This is a genomic window from Nonomuraea sp. NPDC003707 (genome assembly GCF_053587055.1).
In genome coordinates this window covers 144,932-166,465 of record NZ_JBSFNK010000019.1, presented here as the reverse complement: position 1 = coordinate 166,465, position 21,534 = coordinate 144,932, and the positions used below count along the sequence as shown (strand labels likewise).

Below are 21,534 nucleotides of genomic sequence, written 5' to 3'. Positions count from 1 at the left end.
AGGGAGGCTGCCATGCCACGTCCCCCGGCTCTGCCGGTCAGTGACAAATTGACCCTCGTCCTGGGGGTTCTGGCGGGCGAGTGGACGGTCGCCGAGGCCGCCAGGCGTGCCGACGTGTCCGAGCAGTCCATTCTCAATTGGCGCAAGCAGTTCATCGAAGGCGGCCGCATGGGCCTGCGGGCCGGCGCGGCCAACCGCCACACCGAGCGGGAGGCGGACCTTCTGGCCGAGGTCAACCGGCTGAAGACGGCGCTCGGCGAGACGTACCTGGAGCTGAACACCTGGCGGAAGCTGGTCCTTCACGGCAGAGGCGCGCTCGCCCCAGAAGCGGACGGCTTCAGCGCAGACCCCTACAAGAAAGAAGTTCTCGATGAGCGATTCCCATGACAGGCTGGTCCCGCCCCCGCCCGGCTTCGAAATCACGCGACTGCTCTACGTCGGGACGGGCTGCCTCTGCGTGGCGTTCATGCCCTACTGGCTCAACTGGCTCCGCATGGCCTGCCCTGGCACAGAGGTGAGGACGATCATCACCCGGAGCGCGGAGCGGTTCGTCTCCCGTGCCGCGCTGGCTGCGCTGAACAGCCGGGACATCTCTCTCGATGTCTGGTCCGACCAGCCCGAGCCTCGTGCGCCCCACGTGGAGCTGGCCCGCTGGCCGGAGGCGATCGTCGTACATCCGGCGAGCATGCATTTCGTCTCCCGGCTGGCGCTGGGCATCGCCGACACCCCGGTGCTCCTGGCGCTGCAGTGCACCGACACGCCGATCGCGGTGGCGCCGGCGCTGCCGCCGGGTGGGGTCACCTCGGCCGTCTACCGCCGTCACCGCGACGCGCTCGCCGAACGCGGTAACGTCGTCGTAGTGCCGCCGATACCTGGGTACAGCGTGACCAGCAGGACTCAGGACGCCACCGTGGCGGCGCCTCTGCCGGAGGTCCTGGCCGCGCTCGGCTCCCCTCTGGACCTGGCCGGGCAGGCGGCGGGGTCGGCCTCATGACCGGCCTGGTCGCCCGCTTCGCGACCGGATACCTGGAGACCGAGATCCATCGGGACGGCGGGGCGTACCTGTGGGTCCGCCGCGCCGGGCCGGACCGGGACGAGCCCTTCCGCGCAGTGCCCCCGCGAATCGCCGAGGCCATTGCGGCGGTCCCGACCGGGGCGGTCGCCTGGTGCTTGCCGGAGAGCGACACCCCGGTCCGCCGCTACCGCGCGCCAGGAGCACGGCTGGTCGCCGACATCGCCCTGACCCAGGAGAGCCCGGCTGTGTGGGAGCACCTGTACGGGATACTGCGCAACACCGGCCGGGCGCTGCGTGCGGTGCACGACGCGCTGACGCCGGAACCGACCGCCGAGCCGCCGTCCGGCCTGTCCAGGCTGGCCACCTGGATGGCGGGCGGCCCGGGACCGGCGGGGGCCGCGCGGCTCCGCGAGGCGGCACTGCGGCGCCTGGGTGACCGGCGCTGGGAGCGTGTGCGGAGGTGGAACAGGACGAACGGCTCCGCTGACCGTTTCCTCCACGGGGCGCCTGGCCTGGGCGGCATCGTGCTCGGCCGGGACCTCGACGCGGGCGTGCTGTTGTCGGGCGAGGAGCTGGCCCGCGGACCGGCCGAGCTGGATGTCGGCTGGCTGCTGGGCGACCTGGCCGAACTGCGCGCCCTGGGCACGGCCATACCGGCTCTGGCCTGGATGTCCGACCGGGCCACCGCCGGGACGTTGGCCGTGCTGGACGGCTACGGCCCTGGTCTCGACCCGGCGGCTCTCGGGCGGGTCGCCACCCAACGGGTCTTCACTCACGTACACGACTTCGCCGCGTTCGTGGGCTGGCAGGACCAACTCTTGGTCTACCTCGATCTCCTGGCCGGGCTCATTGACGATCAGGACGGATGAGGGCCGGCCAGGAGATGGCAGAAATCAGGCGGCGCTGTGGTAGCAGCCGATCGAGACGCAGCTTGAGATGTTCGACGGATTGCAGCAGCCGGCGCTGAAGTTGCTCGAGATCGAAATCGACACTTGGTTCGCCGGCCCGCTGAGCGCGTTGCCCAGGCTCTGAAGGTCGTACACCGACATGTGGACCATCTCCTGAAGATGAGTGGCGGCCTGACGCGGCCACCACGGTCGTATTGGTCGTCAATCACGTAGCTCTGTCACAGCGATGTTCTTCTCACCTCCCGTTCTGTCGCTGGGAGCAGGAACGGCAATGACAGGCGTCGCTTCGGCTCCGTTGTCGCCGCCTGGGCGGCGGCCAACGCCAACAGGACGCCGGCGCTGCCGGTCGCCAGGTCCATCGACAGCCGCAACGAGTGCGATCCGGGAAAAGCGATGTGACCGCGCCAATCGAGGACCTGCCAGTCGAGCCCGGCCACCTGTTCCGCCACGACTTGCGCGTCGCCGGAGCCGTGACTGGCGTTGCACAGCACCATGCCGGCGGTGCCATGGAACAATCCCGATAAGAGGTACAACGATGACCTCGTCGCCTGCAGGATCGCCGCCAGGTCCGCTTCGAGTTCCGAGTCGGGACGGCAGGCGAGATACCGGTCCAGCACGATCCCGATGCCGGCGCTTCCCCCGGCCAGATAGGGCATGCGACGAAATCCCTCGTTGACCTGCAGCGTGCCCTCCTCGTCCCGGATGCAACGCCGCAAGTCCTGACGCAGGGCGGTCTCGGCCGCGTCGAGATAGCGTATGTCACCGGTTTCCTCGAAAGCCGCCGTAAGGAACAGAGCCGGTCCCGAGGAGCCGTGCATCAAACCGGCGTAGGGCTGGCCGCCGCCGCTGGTCTCGGGGATATCGGTCACCTGCTCGAGCCGGTCCCGAATCGAGTCCGCGATCCGCAATGCCCGTCCTAGATAGCGGTCCTCGCCGGACTCCCGGGCGAAATGAAGCCAGTTCAACCCCATTCCGGAAAGTCCACTGAACAGGCTGACATCTGCTTTGTTCGCCTCGTGCTCGAGCAGTCCGTTCAGTGTTTCCAGCGCGGCTTCGCGTCGGCCCAGATCCCATAACGCGTAGGCGATTCCGTGCCGGCCGTTGTAGAAGCCGGGTGGAATGTCGCGGCGGTCCTGCATTCGGTCGAGCAACCAGCGTTCCCCGCCCTCGACGTCGTTCTCGCCCGTCCTCCGCAGGGCCCACAGCACGCCGGCCGCGCCGTATGCCATGCTCAGTTCTGCTCCCGACTCGGTGAACTGTGCGATATCTCCGGGGAAGAGTCGGTCGTTCCGTTCCGGGGTGGCACTGGCCCGGATCCCGGCGGCGATCGACGCTCTGACAGCCGGCCACCTCTTGGCGCCCGGATCGCTCACGACATGGACGATCGGCGCCCAAGGCCGCGCTCCTTCACCCAAGACCGCGACTGCGCCCGCGAGCCATTTCTCCGGCACGCCGAACCGGTCGCCGATGACCCGGGCGAGGTGTGCGGCCTTCCCCCTGTTCATGGGGATCGTCGCGGTCAACGGGGCGAAGACGGCGAGTTTGAGGGCGGCGAGCGCGTACTCGTCCACCTCCGTTCCGGTGCAGCGCGGCGGTGCCGCGAAGCCGGTGCTGGCCATCAACTGCCGGCCATCCTCAGCGACGAACCAGCCGCCCTCGAAGTCGATCAAGTAGACCTGCTCACGCTCAGCGGAGTAGAGGACATTGCTCATGTGCAGATCCCCGAACACCACGCCGCGATCATGCATGAGCCGGACGGCATCGGCGACGGATTGCCACAGTGCCATCGCCCACCGTCGATATTCGTCCACCTCCCGGCGTCCCACCGAGACCGTCGACAGCAGCGGGTTGCGAATAGCGCAAGCCTTGTAGAGCGGAAGCCCTTCGATGAACTCCTCGACCAGGAACTCGTAGTCGGCCACGCTGTGATATCCCATCAACGCGGGCACTCCCGGAAGCCCGCGCAGACGTTCCAGGAAATCTCGCTCCCGCCGCAGCCGGGTCACCGCATCCCGCCGAGCGCCGTCCAGGCCGGCGTGGGGCCGTGCCTCTTTGATGACCACCTTGGCACCGGTGTCCTTCTCCCGGCCCTCGTACACTCCACCGCCGTTGGAATAGTGCAGGGCACCGACGAACTCGACTGGCAGGTCGTCGATGTGAGTGGCATTACGACGCGCCAGGTGCGGTCGCAGGAACTCGGGCATCGATATCCATTCCGGCACTGAGAACACCGGTCCCCGCGCGTCAGGTACGAGATTGCCGTCGGCGTCCTCGACGGCCAGCACTTCGCGTCCGTCGGCTGTCGCGACCGTGCGCGCCTGGAAGGCTCCGTAGCGGACGTATACCGGCCCGTCCATCCAGCGGAGATCGCTCAATATATAGGGGCCGGAGACGCCGCGGAGCAGGTCCCCCAATTCGCGGACGAGCGTCTCCAACTGTCGCTCATCCCGTGGATAGATCGTGGCGAGCTTGCCGCTGCCCGCCCGATCCGCGTATTTCGCGTTACGCCGGTGGTGCTCCCGGCTGCCGGGAACCAGCTTGAATGTCGTGACGCGGCCAACACAATAGTCGAAGACTTTCTGCACCACCTCTTCCGCCTGTCCGATCGCCGCCGAGACGTGGATCTTCCAGCCCTGGGTAGGGATACGAACTCCTGGAGGCTGGTAATTCACCCAGCCCGCCGTCAACCTCCGCCGCCAGCCTGCCGGAGTAGCGGCCTCGCGTACGGCTGGGAACAGGCGCTCTTCCGAGACACCGAAGTCGGGCTGCTCATAGAAATCCGGATCGGCCAGGCAGAACAATTCGTACTCGGCTTCGGACGGAATCTCCATTCCGCTCCCTCCTATGATCACCAGCGCTCACACGCCCATCGCGTGAGCGCCTCCGTCCACGTGCACGATCTCGCCGCTGGTGGCGGGGAACCAGTCCGACAGCAGGGCCACGCAGGCGCGAGACACCGGCTCGGCGTCGTTCGCGTCCCAGCCCAGCGGCGCGTGCGCCGCCCAAGCCGCCGTCGTCTGCCCGAACCCCGGTATGCCACGCGCCGCCCGCGTGCTCAACGGCCCGGCCGCCACGAGGTTCACCCTGATCCCGTACGGACCCAGATCCCTGGCCAGATAGCGGGCGCACGACTCCAGACCCGCCTTGGCCACGCCCATCCAGTCATAGCCGGCCCACGCCACCGTCGCGTCGAAGTCCATGCCGACGATCGAGCCGCCCTTGCCCATCAGCGGCAGCACGGCCGCGGACACGGCCTGCAACGAGTACGTGGACACGTGCAGGGTCCGCGCCACGTCGGGCCAGGCGGTGACCAGGAAGTTGCCGCCGATGGCCTCCGGCGGGGCGAAGGCGATCGAATGCAGCACGCCGTCCAGCCCGTCCAGGTGCGTGTTCACGCGGTCGGGCAGGGTGGCCAGGTGGCGGTCGTCGGTCACGTCCAGCTCGATCACCGGCGGCGCGTCTGGCAGCCGCCGGGCAACCCGCTCGACCAGCCCGAGGCGTCCGAAGCCGGTGAGCACCAGGCTCGCGCCCTCCTCCTGGGCGAGCCTGGCCACATGGTAGGCAATGGAGGAGTCAGTGATGACGCCGGTGATGAGAAGGCGTTTCCCCTCAAGGAGACCCATGCGCCCGCCCCTCAGTGTCCCATGCCGCTGCCGCCGTCCACCGGGACGACCGCGCCGGTGATGTACGCGGCGTCGTCCCCGGCCAGGAAGCGCACCACACGTGCCACCTCGGCGGGCTCGGCGAAGCGGCGCAGCGGGATGTCGGCCAGGTAGGAGGCCTTCCTGTCCTGCGGCAGCACGTCGGTCATGTCGGTGCGGACGAATCCCGGGGCCACAGCGTTGACGGTGATGCCGCGCGAGCCGAGCTCCCGGGCCAGGGAACGGCACATGCCGATGAGCCCGGCCTTGGAGGCGGCGTAGTTGGCCTGGCCGGCCGAGCCGTACAGGGCGACGACCGAGGACATCATGATGATCCGGCCGCCACGCATCCTCATCATGCTCCGTACGGCGCGCCGCGCCACCCGGTAGGCGCCCGTCAGATTCGTGTCCATCACGGAAGTGAACTGCTGCTCCGTCATGCGGGGCAGGATCTGGTCGTCGGTGACGCCGGCGTTCACCACCACCACAGAGACAGGCCCGTGCTCGGCCTCCGCGTTGGCGAACGCCTCGTCGACCGAGGCGGTGTCCGTCACATCGCAGGGCACCGCGAACAGTCCTGCGGGTGGCGGCCCGGTCCGGTAGGTGGCGGCGACGGTATACCCCGAGGCGGCCAGTTCCCTGGCCGTGGCCAGCCCGATTCCCCGGGAGGCGCCGACGACCATGGTGGAGGCTGACATGTGTTCTGTCCCTTTCTGTTGTCAGAGATCCCGGGGAAGCCGGGCGTCCGCAGCCGCCTGGTAGAGCCGGACGTGGTCGGCGGTGCAGGCCGGCACGTTCTCGTGCTCGATCTCGACCGCCACGCCGAGGGTGAGCTCCAGGTACCCGCGCGGCCGCAGCCTGGCCCTGCGCAGCGTGGCCCCCGCCCGCACCCGCACGCCCACCCGGACGGGGGCACGGAAGCGCACGTTGTCCAGCCCGTAGTTGACGCCGAGTTCGGTCCAGTCCAGGTCGAGCAGGTCCGAAGTGAGGTACGAAATCAGTGCCAGGGTGTGGAAGCCATGCGCAACCGGGCCACCGTAAGGTCCCTCGGCGGCTCGGTCCGGGTCCACGTGGATCCATTGCCCGTCCCTGGTGAGCTCCGCGAAAGCGGTCACGTCGGCCTGGGTGACCTCGAACCAGCGGCTGTGGCCGAGGTGGCGGCCCACACGGGCGGCGTACCAGGCGGAGATGTCCTCGACGGTGACCCGGGTGCCGGGTCCGGCGCTCATGACGACTTCCCCTGCTCGGTGAGCAGGGCGTCAAGATACCTGGCGAGCGCGTCCACGGTGGGGTGCTCGAAGATGACCGGCGAGGGCAGGTCGACGTCGAGCGCGGCCAACAGCCGCCGCTGGATCATCACGCTGGAGATCGAGTCGATGCCCAACTCGATGACGTCCTGGTGCACGTCGAGCGCTTCCGGCGGGGAGATGTCCATCACCTTCGCGATGACGGCGCGGATCTGGCGGGTGAGCAGGTCGTGACGTTCGGCCGGGGTCCCGGCGGCCAGCGCGGCAGCCAGATCGCCGTGGGCCTGGCCGTGGTCGGCGGGCGGCGGGGCGACCAGGTCGGCAATGGCGAGCGCCGTACGGGTGCGGTAGGCGGCCGTCATCGCGTCCCAGTCCACGTCCGTGACGACGTGCTGGACGTCGGCACCGCCCACCACGTGCGTCAGCGCCCGGCTGGCCACCTGTCCGGGCATCAGCCTCAGCCCCCAGGCGGCGGCCTCCGTATGACGCGAGTCGCCCTCCAACCCGTCCAGCCAGCCGCCCCAGTTGACGACGTGGGCCGGAAGCCCGCGAGCTTTGCGGTCGTGGGCCACGGCGTCCACGAACGCGCTGGCGGCGGCGTAGTGGAGCAGCATGCGAGAACCAGTGAGCGCCGCGGTGGAGGAGTAGCACAGGAACTCCCGCACGTCGTGCCCGGCCGACAGCCGGTCCAGCAGGTCGACTCCAGTGACCTTGGGACGGAAGATGCCGGTCAGGATCTCGTCGGTCACGTCGGCGAGATCGGCGACGCTCTCCTCGTACGCGGCGTGGTAGATGCCGCGCAGCGGAGGCAGGTCGGCGCCGAAGCGGGCCATGAGGGCGGTCATCGCGCGCTCGTCGGCCACGTCGGCGGCCACCCCGGTAAGGGTCGCGCCGCGTTCGCGCAGCTCGGCGACCACCACGGGGACGGGCTCCGGCAGGCCGCGTCTGGAGACCAGGACGAAGTGCCGCGCGCCCAGGTCGGCGAGCCTGCGCAGCAGGTGATGCCCGATGCGGCCGGTCGCGCCGACGACGAGGTGCGCGCCGTCAGGGTCGAGCGGCGGCCGGGGGCGCGGCTCGGGCAGGGGGGCGCGCTCCAGCCTGGGCACATGCCGACGCCCACCGCGGTAGGCGGCCTGGTCGTCCCGCCCGGCGTACGCGATCTCGCGCAGCAGGAGCGTGGCCTGCTCGGCGGAGTCTCCCGGATCCAGGTCCACGATGCCGCCCCAGATCTCGGGCTTCTCCAGGACGAGACTGCGGCCGAGCCCCCACAGGGTGGCCTGCGCGGCATCGATGCGACTCTCGCCACTCACGGACTGGGCGAGCCTCGTCACCAGTCGCAGCCGGGGCGGCTTCGCGCCCATCCCGGCCAGGTGCTGCGCCAGTCGTGTCACCTGCCCGGCCAGGCCCCGGGCGGCGGCGGCACGTTCCGCTCCCCCGTCGAGCGCGCCAAGATGGACCACCTGGGTCACGCCTTCCAGGTCCTGCTCGAGCGCGGGCGCGGCGTCCGCGGGGACGACGCGGCAGCGGGCGCCATGTGCGGTCAGCAGGTCGGCGAGAGCCTGGCCGACCCCTTGCCGGTCAGCGAAGATCAGCCACCTGCCGTCGATGGCGAAAGGGATGTCCTGAAGTAGCGGCGCGGGGTGCCAGGCGAGCCGGTAGTGCCAATCGGCGGGCAGCTCGTCCGCTCCCCCGCCGCGCGGCCCGGGGACCGGCGGGCGGGCGGGCTCGCCGTCGGTCTTCAGCCAGTGCCTGTGGCCCTTCCACGGCGCGGTGGGCAGGTCGGCGAGCCGGGCCCCGGGGAACAACCGCGCGGACGGCACGTCCCGTCCCCGGCTGACGAGCGCTGCCAGCGCGCTCAACAGGCTCGCCTGCTCGTCCTGCCGCCGCCGCAACGTGGGCAGGACCAGCGGGTCCTTGACGCCGGCGTTCTTCAGTGTGTCAGCGACCGCGCGCCCCAGGATCGGGTGCGGCCCGATCTCCATGAACACGCTGTGGCCGTCCTCGGCGCAGGCGCGTACCGCCTCCATCAGCCTCACGGGCCTGCGCAGGTTGCCGGCCCAGTACGCGGGGCCGAGCAGCGGAACCGCGCGCGGGTTCGACGTCACCGTGGAGTAAAAGGGCACGTTCGGCGGCTCGGGCGTGAGGTCGACCAGCGCGGAGCGCACGTCGTCGAGCAGCGGCTCCATCAGCGGCGAGTGCGAGGCGACGAGGTTCTGCAACAGCCTGGTGTCACCGCCGTCGAACTCAGCCGTGAACCGTTCGACCGCTTTGACCGCGCCCGAGACCACGGTCGTGGCGGGACCGGACGTGACCGCCACCCCCATCTCCCCGGACAGGCCCGCCCGCTCCAGGAACTCTTCCACGTCGGCTGCGGCGGCCTGGGCCACAGCCATGGCGCCGTCGCCCGCGGCCTCGGCCAACAGCCGGGCCCGCCGGCAGATCACCCGCGCGCCGTCGGCCGGCTTCAGCGCGCCCGCGACGACCGCCGCGGCCACCTCCCCCATCGAGTGGCCGACCACGGCGGCCGGCTGCACCCCGTACGACTTCAGGACGGCGCCGATCCCGAGCTGCATCGCGAACAGCAGCGGCTGCGCATCCGCCGTCTCCAAGATCGCCTCGTCGGCCAGCGACAACGCCTCCAGCACGGAAAAGCCGGACTCCTGGGTGATCACTGGTTCCAGCTCCGCGAGCGTCTCGGCGAACGCCGGCTCGGCGGCCAGCAGGCCCCGTCCCATGCCGGCCCACTGGCCACCGTGCCCGGAGAAGACCCAGACGGGCTGGTCGGGGCCGGTCATCCCGGTCATCACGCCGGGGACGGCCGCCCCGCGCGCCAGCCCGTCCAGCCGTTCCGCCAACTCCTCGCGGGTACGCGCGACGATCGCGGCACGAGCCGGGCCCGACTGCCCGGCCGAACGACGGGCCAGCGTCTCGGCGACGTCGTCGAGCCGGGTCTGGGCACCCTCCTCGCGCAACCAGCCGGCCAGCACGGCCGCCATGTCGCGCAGCCGCTTTCCGGAACGCGCGCTGAGAGGGAACACGCCAGGCCGGTCCGTCGCCAACCGCTCCGGCTCTGGAGCGGCCTGTTCGACCACGGCATGCGCGTTGGTGCCGCCGAGTCCGAAGGAGGACACGGCCGCCCTGCGCGGGCCGTCTGCCACAGGCCACTCGCCAGCCTCGGTGGGCACGAACAGTCGTGTACCCGACGCGTCGATGGCCGGGTTCCAGGCGCGGAAGTGCAGGTTCGGCGGGACGAGACCGTGCCGTACCGCCAGGATCGCCTTGATCAGGCCGGCCACGCCCGCGGCGCCCTCCAGGTGGCCGATATTGCTCTTGACCGCGCCGACCGCGCAAGTGCCCGGCTTGCCGTCGCCGTAGACCGCCGCCAGCGCCTCGAACTCGATGGGGTCGCCGATCGGGGTGCCGGTCCCATGCGTCTCGACCAGGCCGATCGACTGCGCCGGGATGCCAGCCTGCCGTACCGCCTCGGACAGCACCGCACGCTGCGCCAGCCCACTCGGCGCAGTGATGCCCTGGGAGCGGCCGTCGGAGTTGACCGCGGTGCCGCGGATGACCGCGTGCACACGATCGCCGTCGGCGAGCGCGTCGGTGAGCCGCTTGAGGAGCACGACGCCGCAGCCTTCGCCCCGTACGAGCCCGTCGGCCGAGGCGTCGAAGCTCTTGCACCGGCCGTCCCGCGCGAACGCGTCACCCTGGGCGAGGGCGAACTGCACCTGCGGACTGATGATGACGTTCACCCCGCCGGCGAAGGCGAGGTCGCTCTCCCTGAGCCGCAAGCTCTGCACCGCTAGGTGGACTGCCACAAGCGAGGAGGAGCAGGCCGTGTCGACCGGTACGCTCGGGCCCCGCAGGTCGAGCAGGTATGCCAGCCGGCCCACGGTGATGCTGCGCAGGTTGCCGGTAACGGTGTACGCCTCCAGCCCGGCGTCCTGGACAACCGTCTGCTGGTAGTCGGTACCGACGGTGCCGGCGAAGACGCCGGTGCGGCTGCCTTTGAGCGTCGCGGGGGCGAGCGCGGCGTCCTGCATCGCCTCGTACGCCACCTCCAGCAGGATGCGCTGTTGCGGGTCCATGGCGGCCGCCTCGCGAGCCGGGATGCCGAAGTAGGCGGCGTCGAAGCGGGCGATATCGTCGAGGAACCCGCCCCACCGGCCGCTGCCGATGGCCACGGAGCGGTCGGAGTCGTTCCACGCGTCCACGTCCCAGCGGGCGGAGGGCACTTCGCCGATGGCGTCACGCCCCTCCAGCAGCAGCTTCCAGTACGCCTGCGGGCTGTTGCCGCCGCCCGGGAAGCGGCACGCCATTCCGATGACGGCGATGGGCTCCGACTCCACCACGCGTACGGCCTGTCTCGCACGAGCGGCGATGTCCGTCAACTGTGCCTGCGATAGGCGAGCGAGCCGCTCACTGATGCTTGTCACTGTGCTCCTCCGTGTGCCAGTGCGGGCCGGATTCCACGGCTTTCAGCAGTTCGTCCCACGGGTTGCCCTCGTCCGGCGCCGGCCAGGCGGACTCGGCAGAGCCACCGAGCAGGTCGGCGAGGTGCCCGGCGAGCGCCAAGGGAGTCGGGTAATTCCACAGGGTCGTGGCGGACAGCTCTACGCCGGTCACCTGGCGCAGCCGGTTCCGGATGGTCAGCCCCATAATCGAGTCGAGGCCGGACTCGGCCAGAGCGCGGGCCGGGTCGAGCTGCCCTCGGCCCAGGCCCATCTCCCTGGCGATGATCTCGATCACCTGGTCCAGAAGCAGTCGCCGTCGTTCGTGCTTGGGCATCGCCGCCCAGCCCGGGCCAGAGCCCGGGTCGACGATGAGGCGGGACACGCCGGTCCTGGCCTCGGGCGGGAGCGGCGGCAGGGCCAGCGCCCAGGACACGGCGCACCGGCGGGCGTGATCCCAGGCGAGCAGGGCATCCCTCGGCCGGGTGACGACGCCGCCGCACGGATCGCCCAGCGGCAGGCCGACGCAGGTAGCGGGCCGTCCGTCCCGCCGTACCGCGTCCGCGAGGGCTTCGGCAAAGGCCGCCTCGGCCGCGGCCTCGGCCGTCCCCTGTTCGGCCAGCGCCCCGGACGCCGGGGTCAAGAACGTCAGGAAGTCCAGAGAACGCCCGGCCAGGGCGCGTTCCACCGCCCACGCCGTGGCCAGGCGGCTCTGCAATGGCGTATCCGGCGCTCCGCCGACCACGTGGACCGCTCCCCGGATGGGAGGCCAGCCCTCCCGTTCGAGCCCACGCAGGAGATCGCGCAGCGCCTCCGGGTCATCGGTGAGGTGGTCGAGCGTGCGAACCATGACCCCGGTCCTGGCCAGTTCCCGCACCAGCCGCAGGTGCCGTCCCGGCGGGTCGTCGTCGGGCGAGTCCGGCCACGCGTCGCGGGGCGGCAGCGCGGGCGCGCCGGTGAACACCAGAAAGCGGGCGCCGCGGGCGGACAGCATCCGCGCCACCTCGTGCCGCGCCTCCAGGTCGTGCCCGGTCAGCAGGTAGGCGCCGTCGGGGCTGCAGGACAGCGGCGATGCCACCAGCGGACGGGCGACCGGGACGAGCCTGGCCTCCAGCCGTTCGCCGTCACGCAGGGCGGCCAACGGCGTGTGCTCCCCTCGCACGAGCGCCGCCAGACCGCGCGCGTCGGCCGCGTGCACGACGCCGACCGCAATGGCGGGGTGCGCAGCCTCGAATGTCCGCGCCCACCCCGCCACAGGGGCGTGGACAGGCGCGGGCGACTCGCCGGGCAGCACCAACCAAAGCCGGGGCAACCCGGCGTCGGCCACGTGCCGAGCGGCTGCGGCGACCCTCTCCAGCACGCGGTGGGCGGCCTCGCCGGCGTGCGGCGCCGTACCGCTCTCGGGCGCGACGACCACGGCCGCGACGGGGCCGTCCCCCGCGAGCCCTTCCACGACGGGGCGGTCCAGGGGGGTGCGCGCGAAGTGGACCTTCTCCGCGCGCAGATCGTCCGCCAGCGCGTCGGCCAAGGGGCCCGTGGGCTCGGCCACGAGCAGCACCGATGCGATGAGCGGCGGGGCAGGGGGCGCCGGGCCCCAATCCATCTCGTAGAGGACCGGCTCCCGGTCGCACACGTCGCCGGCGGAAACGCGCAGCCCGGTCATCGTCAGGACCGGCTCGCCGCCCCCGGAAGCGGCGGCAACGTCCGCGGCAGCGCCCGGACGCCGGGTCAGCCGGAGCGCCACGTCCTCGGCCTGCTCCGCGTGCAGGGTGAGGCGATCGATCGCGAGCGGCTCGCGTCGCGTCGCGCCCGTGACGTCCAGCATGGCCGCGAGAAGTCCCACGTCGGAGCCGGGAGCGGGTCCCGGGGCGTTGCCTGGCTCGGAGGGAAGCGTGGCCGTGAGGACGGGCAGCGGCGCACCGCCTTCCCCGGTCACGCGGGCCTCGATGCCGCCGCTGCCCGCGCTCACCTCGAATCTGGCCCCGTCTCCGTTGCGCGGCGGGCCAAGCACGCGCAGATCGGTGACGTCAGCCCTGCCGGTCAGTTCGTACGCGACGTGCAGCGCGGTGTTGAGCAGAATCTCGGTCACCGCGGCCGGCGGCTCGGCGGGCAGATCGGCCCACCACACGGTGGATCCCGCGATCTCGAAGGAGGACAAGCCCAGGAACGTCCCCGGCCTCGCGGCACTGGCGGGCTTCGGCGCGGCGGGCCGCCGTTCGGCCCAGTGCCGTGTGTGCCGCCAAGCGATCGGCGGCAGATCCCGTACCCGGCCACCCGGATGGGAGCCGGTCAGGTCCTCGGGCAGGCCGTGCGCGTGCGACTCGGCGAGCCGGGTGCGGAAGCAGTCGTTGTCGTCCAGATTGCGCAGCAAGGTGAACTGGACGAAGGGGTCCTCCACACCCGCGGTCTGAAGCGTGTCCAGGGCGGGCTGGGTGAGCAGTGGATGCGGGGAGATCTCGGTGAAGCAGGTGAACCCGTCAGCGGCCGCGGCCTCCACCGCCTCACGGAAACGTACGGGTCTGCGTAGGTTGTCGGCCCAGTACGCGGAATCGAAGGAGGGTGCCTCGCGGGGGTTGGCAGTGACGGTCGAGTAGAAGGGGATGGCGGGTAGACGACCGCGCAGTCCGGCCAGCTCTGCGCCCAGGTCGTCCAGGATGGGCACCACCTGGGCGGAGTGGGAGGCGACGTCCACCCGGACCAGCCGTGCTTCGACCCCATCGGCGGTCAGGCGCTCCATCAGCATGGCCACCTGACCCGAGTCGCCCGAGACGATCGTCTGCGCCGGAGAGGAGATCACGGCCACCTCAACGCCGGGCAGGCCCGCCAGGCGGCGGCGCAGCTCGACGGCCGGCAACTCGACGGCCGCCATCGAGCCCTGGCCCGCGATCCGGGCCAGCAGCCGGGATCTGCGGGCGATGACCGCCAGACCCTCCTCCCTGTTCAGGGCGCCCGCCACGACGGCCGCCGCGGCCTCGCCCATGGAGTGGCCGATCACGGCGGCCGGTGATACGCCATGGGCGCGCCAGAGGGCGGCCAGGCAGATCTGCAGGCCGTACAGGACGGGCTGGACCCTGTCGATGTCCGTGACCTTCAGCCCGCCCTCGATCACCTCGCGGAGTGAGAAGCCTGTCTCCTTGAGGAAGATCGGCTCCAGCTCGTCCACGGCCGCCGCGAAGGCGGGCTCAGCCCGCAGGAGGCCTCGGCCCATGCCCGGCCACTGCGAGCCCTGCCCAGAGAACATCCAGACCGGGCCGTGCCACCGGCCCGGAGACGGGGCGGCCACGCCAGGCGCCGGCTCCCCTTCAGCCAGGGCACGCAGCCCGGACAGCAGATCGGCATGAGAGGCGGCGACCACGGCTCCGCGCACGGTCCCCGGCTGCCTGGACAGCGTGTATCCGATGTCGGCCAAAGCGGGGCTCGCGCCCGCGGGTGCGTGCGCGGCGGTGGTTTCGAGCCATTCGGCCAACCGGGCGGCCTCGTCGGCGACGCGCTCGACCCGTGCGGAGGGGATCGCGAACACGCGTGCGCCGCCGGGCTCAGGAGCTGTATGGAGTGCGTCCGGGGGCGGCGCCGCGACGATCACATGGGCGTTCGTGCCGCCGAAACCGAACGACGACACGCCGGCGAGCCCGGCGCCAGACGGCCAGGGGGTGGGTTCGGTGACCACACGCAGGCCCGCCTCGGCGAAGCGGATGCTCGGGTTGGGCTGGTCGAAGTTGAGGCTGGGCGGCACCACCCGGTGCGACAGCCCGAGGATCGTCTTGATCAGCCCCGCGACGCCCGCCGCCGCCTCCAGATGGGCCAGGTTGGTCTTGACCGAGCCGATCAGTAGCGGACGTCCCGGCGGGCGGCCCTCGGCCAGCACTGCGGCCAGCGCCGACGTCTCGATCTCGTCACCCAGCACGGTCCCGGTGCCGTGGGCCTCCACGTAGTCGATGTCCAACGGCTCCACGGCGGCGTCGGCGCAGGCGGCGCGCAGCACGTCCTGCTGGGCACGGGGATTGGGTGCCATCAGCCCGTTCGACGCGCCGTCCTGATTGACGGCGCTTCCCCTGATCACCGCGAGGACGCGGTCCCCGTCCCTCAGCGCGTCGGACAGCCGCTTGAGCAGTACTACCCCGCACCCCTCGCCCCGCCCGTACCCGTCGGCCGCCGCGTCGAAGGTCTTACACCGGCCGTCGGGCGCCATGGCGCCGCTCTGCTGGAAGTTGATGGTGACGGCGGGGGAGATCAGCAGGTTGACGCCGCCCGCCATGGCGAGGTCCGATTCGCCCATACGCAGGCTCTGGACGGCCAGGTGCACCGCGACCAGCGAGCCTGAGCAGGCCGAGTCCACCACCAGGCTCGGACCGTGCAGCCCGAGGAGGTAGGAGACGCGGTTGGCGATGATGCTCAGCGACGATCCCGTGGACATCCACGGATTGATCGTCGCAAGGTCGGACATCTGGAGGTTCGCGTACTCAGCGGCGGACGCGCCGATGAACACCCCGGTGCGCGAGCCGGCCAGGACGTGCGATGGGATCGCCGCGTGCCGCAGCGCCTCCCACACCACCTCCAGGACAAGGCGCTGCTGCGGGTCCATGGCCGCCGCCTCACGGGGCGCGATCGTGAAGAAGTCTGCGTCGAAGCCCGCGATGTCGTCGAGGAATCCGCCGCGTGCCGGAACACCGCCGAGCAGGGCGGCGACCGCCGGAGATTCTTCGGCGAAGGAATCCCAGCGGCCCGGCGGCACCTCGTGGGTGGCGTCATGCCCCTCAGCCAGCAGGCGCCAGAACTCCTCCGGCCCCGCGGCCCCCGGCAGCCGGCAGCCCACGCCGACCACCGCCACGGGCTCACGTCCCAGGACCGGGGTCGGGGCCGCCAGGCCGGACGAAGACATGCCGGGCCCTGCCGTGCTCGTCGCCGTGCACCGTGCGGCCAGGGCGTTGATCGTCGGGAATTCGTAGAGCAGGCTGGCGGGAACCGTTTGGTCAAGCAGTTCCTCCAGTTCGCCCGCGAGCTGCACGGCGTCCCGAGACGTCAGGCCGTACGAGTCGAAGGTGCGCTCTGGGTCCACCTCCCCGACGTAGTCGGCCAGCTTGGCGACGAGCCACCGGCGCAGTTCAGGCATGGTGATCAAGGCCGCTCCCGACATCCGCCATCGCCGGGACGCCAGCCCGGCGCAGCGTGCCCGCCAGGTACCGGTCCCGGCACTCGGCCCGGCGGATCTTGCCGCTGGTCGTCCTGGGCAGCGATCCCAACGACACCACCACCAACTCGTCCACGCCCAGGTCGTGTCCCGCGCTGACGGCGCGGCGCACCTCGACGGACAGTCCCGGCGGCACGGTCCCCGCGATCTCGAGGGCTATGACCAGGCGTTCCCGTTCCTCGTCGTCCACGGCGAAAGCCGCCACCCCGCCGACGCGGAGGCCCACGCACGCCTGCTCGACCGTCACCTCCAGGTCCGCCGGGTAGTGGTTGCGGCCGTCCACGACGATGGTGTCCTTCAGCCGGCCGGCGATGTACAGCTCACCGTCGCTGAGGAACCCGCAGTCGCCGGTACGCAGCCAGGGCCGGCCATCCGGGTCTCCTGCCGGGTGGGCGTCGAAGATCTCGGCGGACAGTTCGGGCCGCCGCCAGTAGCCGTCGGCCACGTTCGGCCCGCGTACCCAGATCTCGCCCAGCTCGCCTTCGCCGGTGACGGTGAGCGAGGACAGATCGACGATCGACACCTCGATGCCGGGCAGCGGCGTGCCGCAGCTGACAAGTTTGCGCGCGGCGGGATCGCGCACGCAGCGCACCGCTCGGCCTCGCGACAGCGCAGCCCGGTCGAACTCGCGGACCTGAGCACCGCGCATGGCCGAGGTCACCGCCAGCGTCGCCTCGGCCAGCCCGTAGCCGGGGGCGTGGGCTATGGGGCGCAGCCCACATGGGCCGAACGCCTCCTGGAAGCGGGCCAGACTGGCGGCCCGTACCTGCTCGCTGCCGTTGCACAGGGTGTGCAGGCTGCCGAGGTCGAGGCTCCTGCGCTGTTCGGCGGAGATCCTGCGGACGCACAGGTCGTAGCCGAAGTTGGGAGTGGCCGACCAGGACGCTCTGTAGTCGGTGGCCAGGCGCAGCCACCGGTAGGGCTGCTTCAGGAACGCGGCCGCGCTCAGGTGCACGGCGTGTGCGCCTGCGGCGAGCGGCATGGCGATCCCACAGATGAGCCCCATGTCGTGGAAGTACGGCAACCAGGACAGCACCACGGAACGCCCGCCGAACACCTCGGTCTGCTCGTGGATCTGGCGCACGCCGGCCATGAGGTTCGCATGGGTGACGCGAACCCCGGTGGGGACGCGGGTGGAGCCGGAGGTGTACTGGAGATAGGCCAGGCCGGACTCGGGCGGCTCGGCCGGGCTCCAGCCGTGGCCCGCTGCCTCGGGGATTTCCTCCACACAAAGGAGCTCGCGCCCGGACAGCAGCGGGGTGACGGCCTCGCGGGCCGCGACCGTGGTCAGGACGACGGCGGGGTCGCTGTCGGCGATGATGGCCGACAGTCCGCGCTCGTCTCGGTACGGCGTCGGCACGGGCAGCGGCACGGCGAGCGTGCCGGAGTACAGGCAGGCCAGGTAGGCCACCACGAATTCAGGGCCCTGGGGGCACATGACGGCGACGCGGGCGTCCGGATCGTGCCCCTGTGCCAGCGAGGCCGCGAGCGTGGCGGCCACCGCGCGACCTCGCCTGTCCAGTTCGGCGAAGGTGAGCTCGACGGTCAGCCCCGAACGGTCGACGGTGTAGTCGACGAAGGTCAGGGCAGGGTCGTCCGGTATGGTCGCGGCCCAGTGCCGGACGGCCGCCGTGAGCGTGCCCGGCGGGTCCGGCGTGGGCGTCATCGGTCCATCACCGCCGTCTTGCCGGTGCTGCCGACCAGCATGCGGCGGGCCTCGCGTTTGTGCTCCTCGGGGATGAGGTCGACCGCCAACCCCGCTTCCGGGGCGGCCGCGGCCAGCGCGTAGTACTCGTGGCGCAGCACCGAGTAGACCGCGGCGTCGCAGTAGGCCCCGTCGAGGTAGAAGTAGTCGCGCAGGATGCCTTCCAGCACGAAGTACCCGCGCGTTGCCATCTGGATCATCTGCCGGTTGTAGAGACCGACGGGCATGTGCACGCGGTGCGCGTTGCGCTGCTGGAACAGGTAGCCGAGCAGCAGGATGTTGGCCTCCATGCCGTACCCGTGGGCCCACAGCCGCGGGTCGCCGATCCGGGACGCGCCCGTATAGCTGTCCGGATAGGCCATCGTGGTCCAGCTCACCACGCCGATCTTGCGGCCGGCGAGGGAGGCGACCATGAAGTAGCCGCTGCGGCTGCCGGCCGTCATCGGCGACTCGACGCCCTCCCTGATGCTGTCGGGCGATACAAAGACGGGCGTGCCTTGGCCCAGCACGCCGGCCGACTCCCCCGACCAGCGGGCGATCAGCTCGTAGTCCTCCTCCGACACGGGCTCCAGCGAGACCAGGTTGCCTCTCACGGGCTCTCCTTCCATTTCTTCACGACCAGGACCGCGTTGTGACCGTTGAACCCGAAGGAGTTGCTGACCGCCACCTCGACGCCCTGCTCCCTGGCCGCGTGCGGCACGTAGTCCAGGCCGGGGTCCTCCGGGTCGTCGCAGTTCACGGTGGGGGGGACCACCCCGAGGCGGACGCAGTTCACTGTCGCCACCGCCTCCGCCGCGCCCGATCCCGCGATCATGTGCCCGGTCATCGACTTGATGGAGCTGACGGCCAGTTTCGCGGCGTGCTCGCCGAAGACCGTCCGGATCACCAGGCTCTCGGTGCGGTCGTTCAGCGGCGTGCTCGTGCCGTGGGCGTTGACGTAGCTGACTCCGGAGGGGTCCACTGCGGCGTCGTCGAGGGCGAGCCTGAGCGCCCGCATAGCCTGCTTGCCGTCCGGATGCGGGGCGGTCAGATGGTGGGCGTCAGTGGTGGCGCCGTATCCGGCGATCTCCGCCAGGACGCTCGCGCCGCGTCGGCGGGCATGCTCGCTGTCCTCAAGCACGAGGATTCCAGCTCCCGCCGCCGCCACGAACCCGTCCCGGCCGCGGTCGAAGGGACGGCTGGCACGTTCGGGCTCGTCGTTGCGCCGCGACAGGGCTCCGACCTTGGACAGAGCGGCAATGTCCACAGGGTGCAGCGGGTCGTCGGCGCCGCCGGCCACGACCACGTCGGCGAGGCCGTGCCTGATCAGGCGCATGCCCTCGCCGATGCACGTGGTGCCGGTCGCGCAGGCGGTCTCCATGGCCGCCGACGGCCCGGTCGCGCCCAGGCGCAGCGCGATCTCTCCGGCTGCGCCGTCGGCCGAGCCGCTGACGGCGTAGTGCGGCGGCACGGCCCGCATGCCGTGCCGGTCCATCGCCACGGCAGCCGCCGCCGCATGGTGGTTGGGCCCGTACCCGGTGCCGACCAGCACGCCGACTCGCGGCGAGACCCGCTCGTCCACGACCAGCCCGGACTGGCCGACCGCCTCCATTGCGGCGGCCAGCGCGTACTGCGCGAACCTGTCCAGACGGCGGCTGACGGTACGTGGCATGGCCACGCCGGGATCGAAGCCCTTGACCTCACCGCCGATCCTGGTGGGCATCCCGGTGGTGTCGAACCCGGTGATCGGGCCGATCCCGCTCTCGCCACGGAGCAGGGCGCTCCAGAATGCCGTCGCTGTCACTCCGATCGGGGTCACCGCGCCCACACCGGTCACCACCACGCGCCGCACCATCACCGCTCCCTTCCACTGTCGTCACGCCCGGCGACCATCCCCTTGAGCGCGAGCAAGTCGGTCTTCCCCGTACGGCCGAGCGGCAGGCGCTCGACCACGACGATCCGGCTGGGCCGCTCATGCGGGGCCATGACGGAGCAGATGCGCCGCCACCACTCGCCCACGTCGCCTTGGGCGGGGTCCTCGACGACGTGGCAGAGCAGGTCGTCACCGTTGCGCCCGCTGATGGGGATCACGGTGATGGGCAGCCCGTGCTCGCGTCCCTTGCGTTCGACAGCGCCCGGGTAGACGGTGTGCCCGAGCCGATGTACCGCGGACTCCCTGCCGATCACGTGCAGCACCTCGTCCGCGTCGAAGAAACCCAGGTCTCCGGTCCGGCGCGGCCCGCCTGGCATGGGGGTGAACGTGCCGTCCGCGTTCAGATGGCCCGCCATCAGGTCGGGCGTGCGCACCCAGATCTCCCCCGTCTCGCCGACGGCGACCTCGACGTGCGCCGGCGATCGCACGTTCACCTCCACCCCGTCGAGGGGGCGGCCGCAGCCGTGCGGCTCGGCGGGAGTCGCCACGCAGATGTTGCCGGCCTCGGTGCTGCCGTAGCCGTCCAGCAGCGGCGAGCCGATGACGGCGGCGAAGCGTCCGGCCAGCGCGGGGTCCAGCGGCGCTCCTCCCGCGCACCACATGCGCACCGACCCCCACTCCGTCCGCAGGCTCGGCCGTCGCTCGGCCATGTTGAGCAGCGTGCGGTACGTCGAGGGCGTCGCGTCCACGACCGTCGTCCGCGCGGGCAGGGACCGCATCACCAGGTCAGGCCGCCGGTACGGAGCGACCACGAGCGCGCACCGCGACAGGTGTGCCAGCAGGACCACGGAAAGCCCGTATTGGTGGGAGAACGGCAGTAGCGGCAATATCACGTCGCTGGGCAGGTAGCCGATCCTGGCTCGGGTGCGCTCCAGGTTGTCGAGGAACGCACGCCCCGACCGGACGATGGCCTTGGGAGCGCCGCTCGTCCCGGATGTCCACATGATCAGCGCGTCCTCGCGTTCCCGCCAGGCCGCGAGGGAGAGTCCGAGGCGGCTGCGGTCTTCAGCGGACTCAGCGGCCAGCTCGCTGAAATTCTGGAGGTCGGCGAGGCGGATCGAGCTGTCAGAGCCGTCGTCAGTGATCGTCACATGTGCCCGCGCCATGCGGGCGGCCTGCTCCCGGTCGTGCGCGGGCAGGCGCGGGTCGAGCAGCGCGATGGAGACGTCCAAGTCCAGCAGAGCCAGCAGCACGAGCACGAATGCGGCCGAGTTGCCTGCGCACAGGAGCACCCGTTGCCCGGACTGGACGCCGCGTGCCCGCAGATCGCGCCGCGCCGCGGACACGCCCAGCGCCACGCGCCGCGCGTCCACCTCGTATTCCATAGTCACCAACCGCATAACTAAATTCTCCGTATCGCCGCCTCAGGGCCACCGCCCCGTTCTCATCCCAATAATTGACCGTCCGGCTCCCCAGTTTCCGAAGCAGCCTATGGACTGTCAACTCTCTTGACATGTCCGCCGA

At 71.2% G+C, this 21,534-nt stretch carries 14 protein-coding genes; 3 read left to right on the top strand and 11 right to left on the bottom strand.

What is annotated here, in order from left to right; all coding sequences use genetic code 11:
• The first annotated feature begins 12 nt into the window (after positions 1–12).
• The 3 genes from ACWDRB_RS39340 to ACWDRB_RS39330 are packed head-to-tail and all read left to right on the top strand — an operon-like array spanning position 13 to position 1,884.
• Positions 13–387: a transposase gene (locus ACWDRB_RS39340; RefSeq protein ID WP_449902577.1), complete on the top strand. Its 375-nt coding sequence runs from the start codon at positions 13–15 to the stop codon at positions 385–387.
• Positions 371–994, top strand: a complete 624-nt coding sequence (locus ACWDRB_RS39335) for a flavoprotein (protein ID WP_449902575.1) — start codon at positions 371–373, stop codon at positions 992–994. Before ACWDRB_RS39340 ends, ACWDRB_RS39335 begins: the two co-directional genes overlap by 17 nt.
• On the top strand, positions 991–1,884 hold the full coding sequence (locus tag ACWDRB_RS39330; protein WP_449902573.1) for a hypothetical protein: 894 nt from the start codon (positions 991–993) through the stop codon (positions 1,882–1,884). Before ACWDRB_RS39335 ends, ACWDRB_RS39330 begins: the two co-directional genes overlap by 4 nt.
• Positions 1,885–1,908: 24 nt before the next feature.
• Here ACWDRB_RS39330 and ACWDRB_RS39325 read toward each other — a convergent pair whose 3' ends face one another.
• The 11 genes from ACWDRB_RS39325 to ACWDRB_RS39275 form a co-directional block, all read right to left on the bottom strand.
• Positions 1,909–2,064 (bottom strand): hypothetical protein, encoded by a 156-nt coding sequence (locus ACWDRB_RS39325; RefSeq protein ID WP_449902571.1) that lies wholly within the window; start codon positions 2,062–2,064, stop codon positions 1,909–1,911.
• Between the two features lie 77 nt (positions 2,065–2,141).
• Positions 2,142–4,754, bottom strand: coding sequence for a class III lanthionine synthetase LanKC (gene lanKC / locus ACWDRB_RS39320; RefSeq protein WP_449902569.1), 2,613 nt, complete (start codon positions 4,752–4,754; stop codon positions 2,142–2,144).
• 27 nt (positions 4,755–4,781) lie between these two features.
• Positions 4,782–5,546 carry an enoyl-ACP reductase FabI gene (gene fabI / locus ACWDRB_RS39315; protein WP_449902567.1) on the bottom strand — a complete coding sequence of 255 codons (765 nt, stop codon included), beginning with the start codon at positions 5,544–5,546 and terminating at the stop codon, positions 4,782–4,784.
• A gap of 11 nt (positions 5,547–5,557) precedes the next feature.
• A complete protein-coding gene (fabG, locus tag ACWDRB_RS39310) occupies positions 5,558–6,262 on the bottom strand; it encodes a 3-oxoacyl-ACP reductase FabG (protein ID WP_449902565.1) in 705 nt (234 codons plus the stop codon).
• A 21-nt stretch (positions 6,263–6,283) separates the two neighbouring features.
• Positions 6,284–6,793: a MaoC family dehydratase gene (locus ACWDRB_RS39305; protein ID WP_449902563.1), complete on the bottom strand. Its 510-nt coding sequence runs from the start codon at positions 6,791–6,793 to the stop codon at positions 6,284–6,286.
• Positions 6,790–11,250, bottom strand: a complete 4,461-nt coding sequence (locus ACWDRB_RS39300) for a type I polyketide synthase (RefSeq protein WP_449902560.1) — start codon at positions 11,248–11,250, stop codon at positions 6,790–6,792. Before ACWDRB_RS39300 ends, ACWDRB_RS39305 begins: the two co-directional genes overlap by 4 nt.
• Positions 11,234–16,375, bottom strand: a complete 5,142-nt coding sequence (locus tag ACWDRB_RS39295) for an acyltransferase domain-containing protein (protein ID WP_449902661.1) — start codon at positions 16,373–16,375, stop codon at positions 11,234–11,236. The genes ACWDRB_RS39300 and ACWDRB_RS39295 overlap by 17 nt, the downstream gene beginning before the upstream one ends.
• Positions 16,368–18,119 (bottom strand): fatty acyl-AMP ligase, encoded by a 1,752-nt coding sequence (locus ACWDRB_RS39290; RefSeq protein WP_449902558.1) that lies wholly within the window; start codon positions 18,117–18,119, stop codon positions 16,368–16,370. Before ACWDRB_RS39290 ends, ACWDRB_RS39295 begins: the two co-directional genes overlap by 8 nt.
• On the bottom strand, positions 18,116–18,751 hold the full coding sequence (locus ACWDRB_RS39285; protein ID WP_449902556.1) for a GNAT family N-acetyltransferase: 636 nt from the start codon (positions 18,749–18,751) through the stop codon (positions 18,116–18,118). Before ACWDRB_RS39285 ends, ACWDRB_RS39290 begins: the two co-directional genes overlap by 4 nt.
• A complete protein-coding gene (fabF, locus tag ACWDRB_RS39280) occupies positions 18,748–19,992 on the bottom strand; it encodes a beta-ketoacyl-ACP synthase II (RefSeq protein ID WP_449902554.1) in 1,245 nt (414 codons plus the stop codon). The genes ACWDRB_RS39285 and fabF overlap by 4 nt, the downstream gene beginning before the upstream one ends.
• The gene (locus ACWDRB_RS39275; protein WP_449902551.1) at positions 19,992–21,410 is read right to left on the bottom strand and encodes a class I adenylate-forming enzyme family protein; all 1,419 of its coding nucleotides are present in this window, start codon (positions 21,408–21,410) and stop codon (positions 19,992–19,994) included. Before ACWDRB_RS39275 ends, fabF begins: the two co-directional genes overlap by 1 nt.
• Positions 21,411–21,534 lie beyond the last annotated feature (124 nt).

Excerpts from the sequence above, each read along its gene's own strand:
- ACWDRB_RS39325 (WP_449902571.1), bottom strand. The coding sequence starts at position 2,064 with ATGTCGGTGTACGACCTTCAGAGCCTGGGCAACGCGCTCAGCGGGCCG.
- ACWDRB_RS39275 (WP_449902551.1), bottom strand. The coding sequence starts at position 21,410 with ATGCGGTTGGTGACTATGGAATACGAGGTGGACGCGCGGCGCGTGGCG.
- fabI (WP_449902567.1), bottom strand. The coding sequence starts at position 5,546 with ATGGGTCTCCTTGAGGGGAAACGCCTTCTCATCACCGGCGTCATCACT.
- fabG (WP_449902565.1), bottom strand. The coding sequence starts at position 6,262 with ATGTCAGCCTCCACCATGGTCGTCGGCGCCTCCCGGGGAATCGGGCTG.
- ACWDRB_RS39295 (WP_449902661.1), bottom strand. The coding sequence starts at position 16,375 with ATGCCTGAACTGCGCCGGTGGCTCGTCGCCAAGCTGGCCGACTACGTC.
- fabF (WP_449902554.1), bottom strand. The coding sequence starts at position 19,992 with ATGGTGCGGCGCGTGGTGGTGACCGGTGTGGGCGCGGTGACCCCGATC.
- ACWDRB_RS39330 (WP_449902573.1), top strand. The coding sequence starts at position 991 with ATGACCGGCCTGGTCGCCCGCTTCGCGACCGGATACCTGGAGACCGAG.
- ACWDRB_RS39335 (WP_449902575.1), top strand. The coding sequence starts at position 371 with ATGAGCGATTCCCATGACAGGCTGGTCCCGCCCCCGCCCGGCTTCGAA.
- ACWDRB_RS39290 (WP_449902558.1), bottom strand. The coding sequence starts at position 18,119 with ATGACGCCCACGCCGGACCCGCCGGGCACGCTCACGGCGGCCGTCCGG.
- lanKC (WP_449902569.1), bottom strand. The coding sequence starts at position 4,754 with ATGGAGATTCCGTCCGAAGCCGAGTACGAATTGTTCTGCCTGGCCGAT.
- ACWDRB_RS39305 (WP_449902563.1), bottom strand. The coding sequence starts at position 6,793 with ATGAGCGCCGGACCCGGCACCCGGGTCACCGTCGAGGACATCTCCGCC.
- ACWDRB_RS39340 (WP_449902577.1), top strand. The coding sequence starts at position 13 with ATGCCACGTCCCCCGGCTCTGCCGGTCAGTGACAAATTGACCCTCGTC.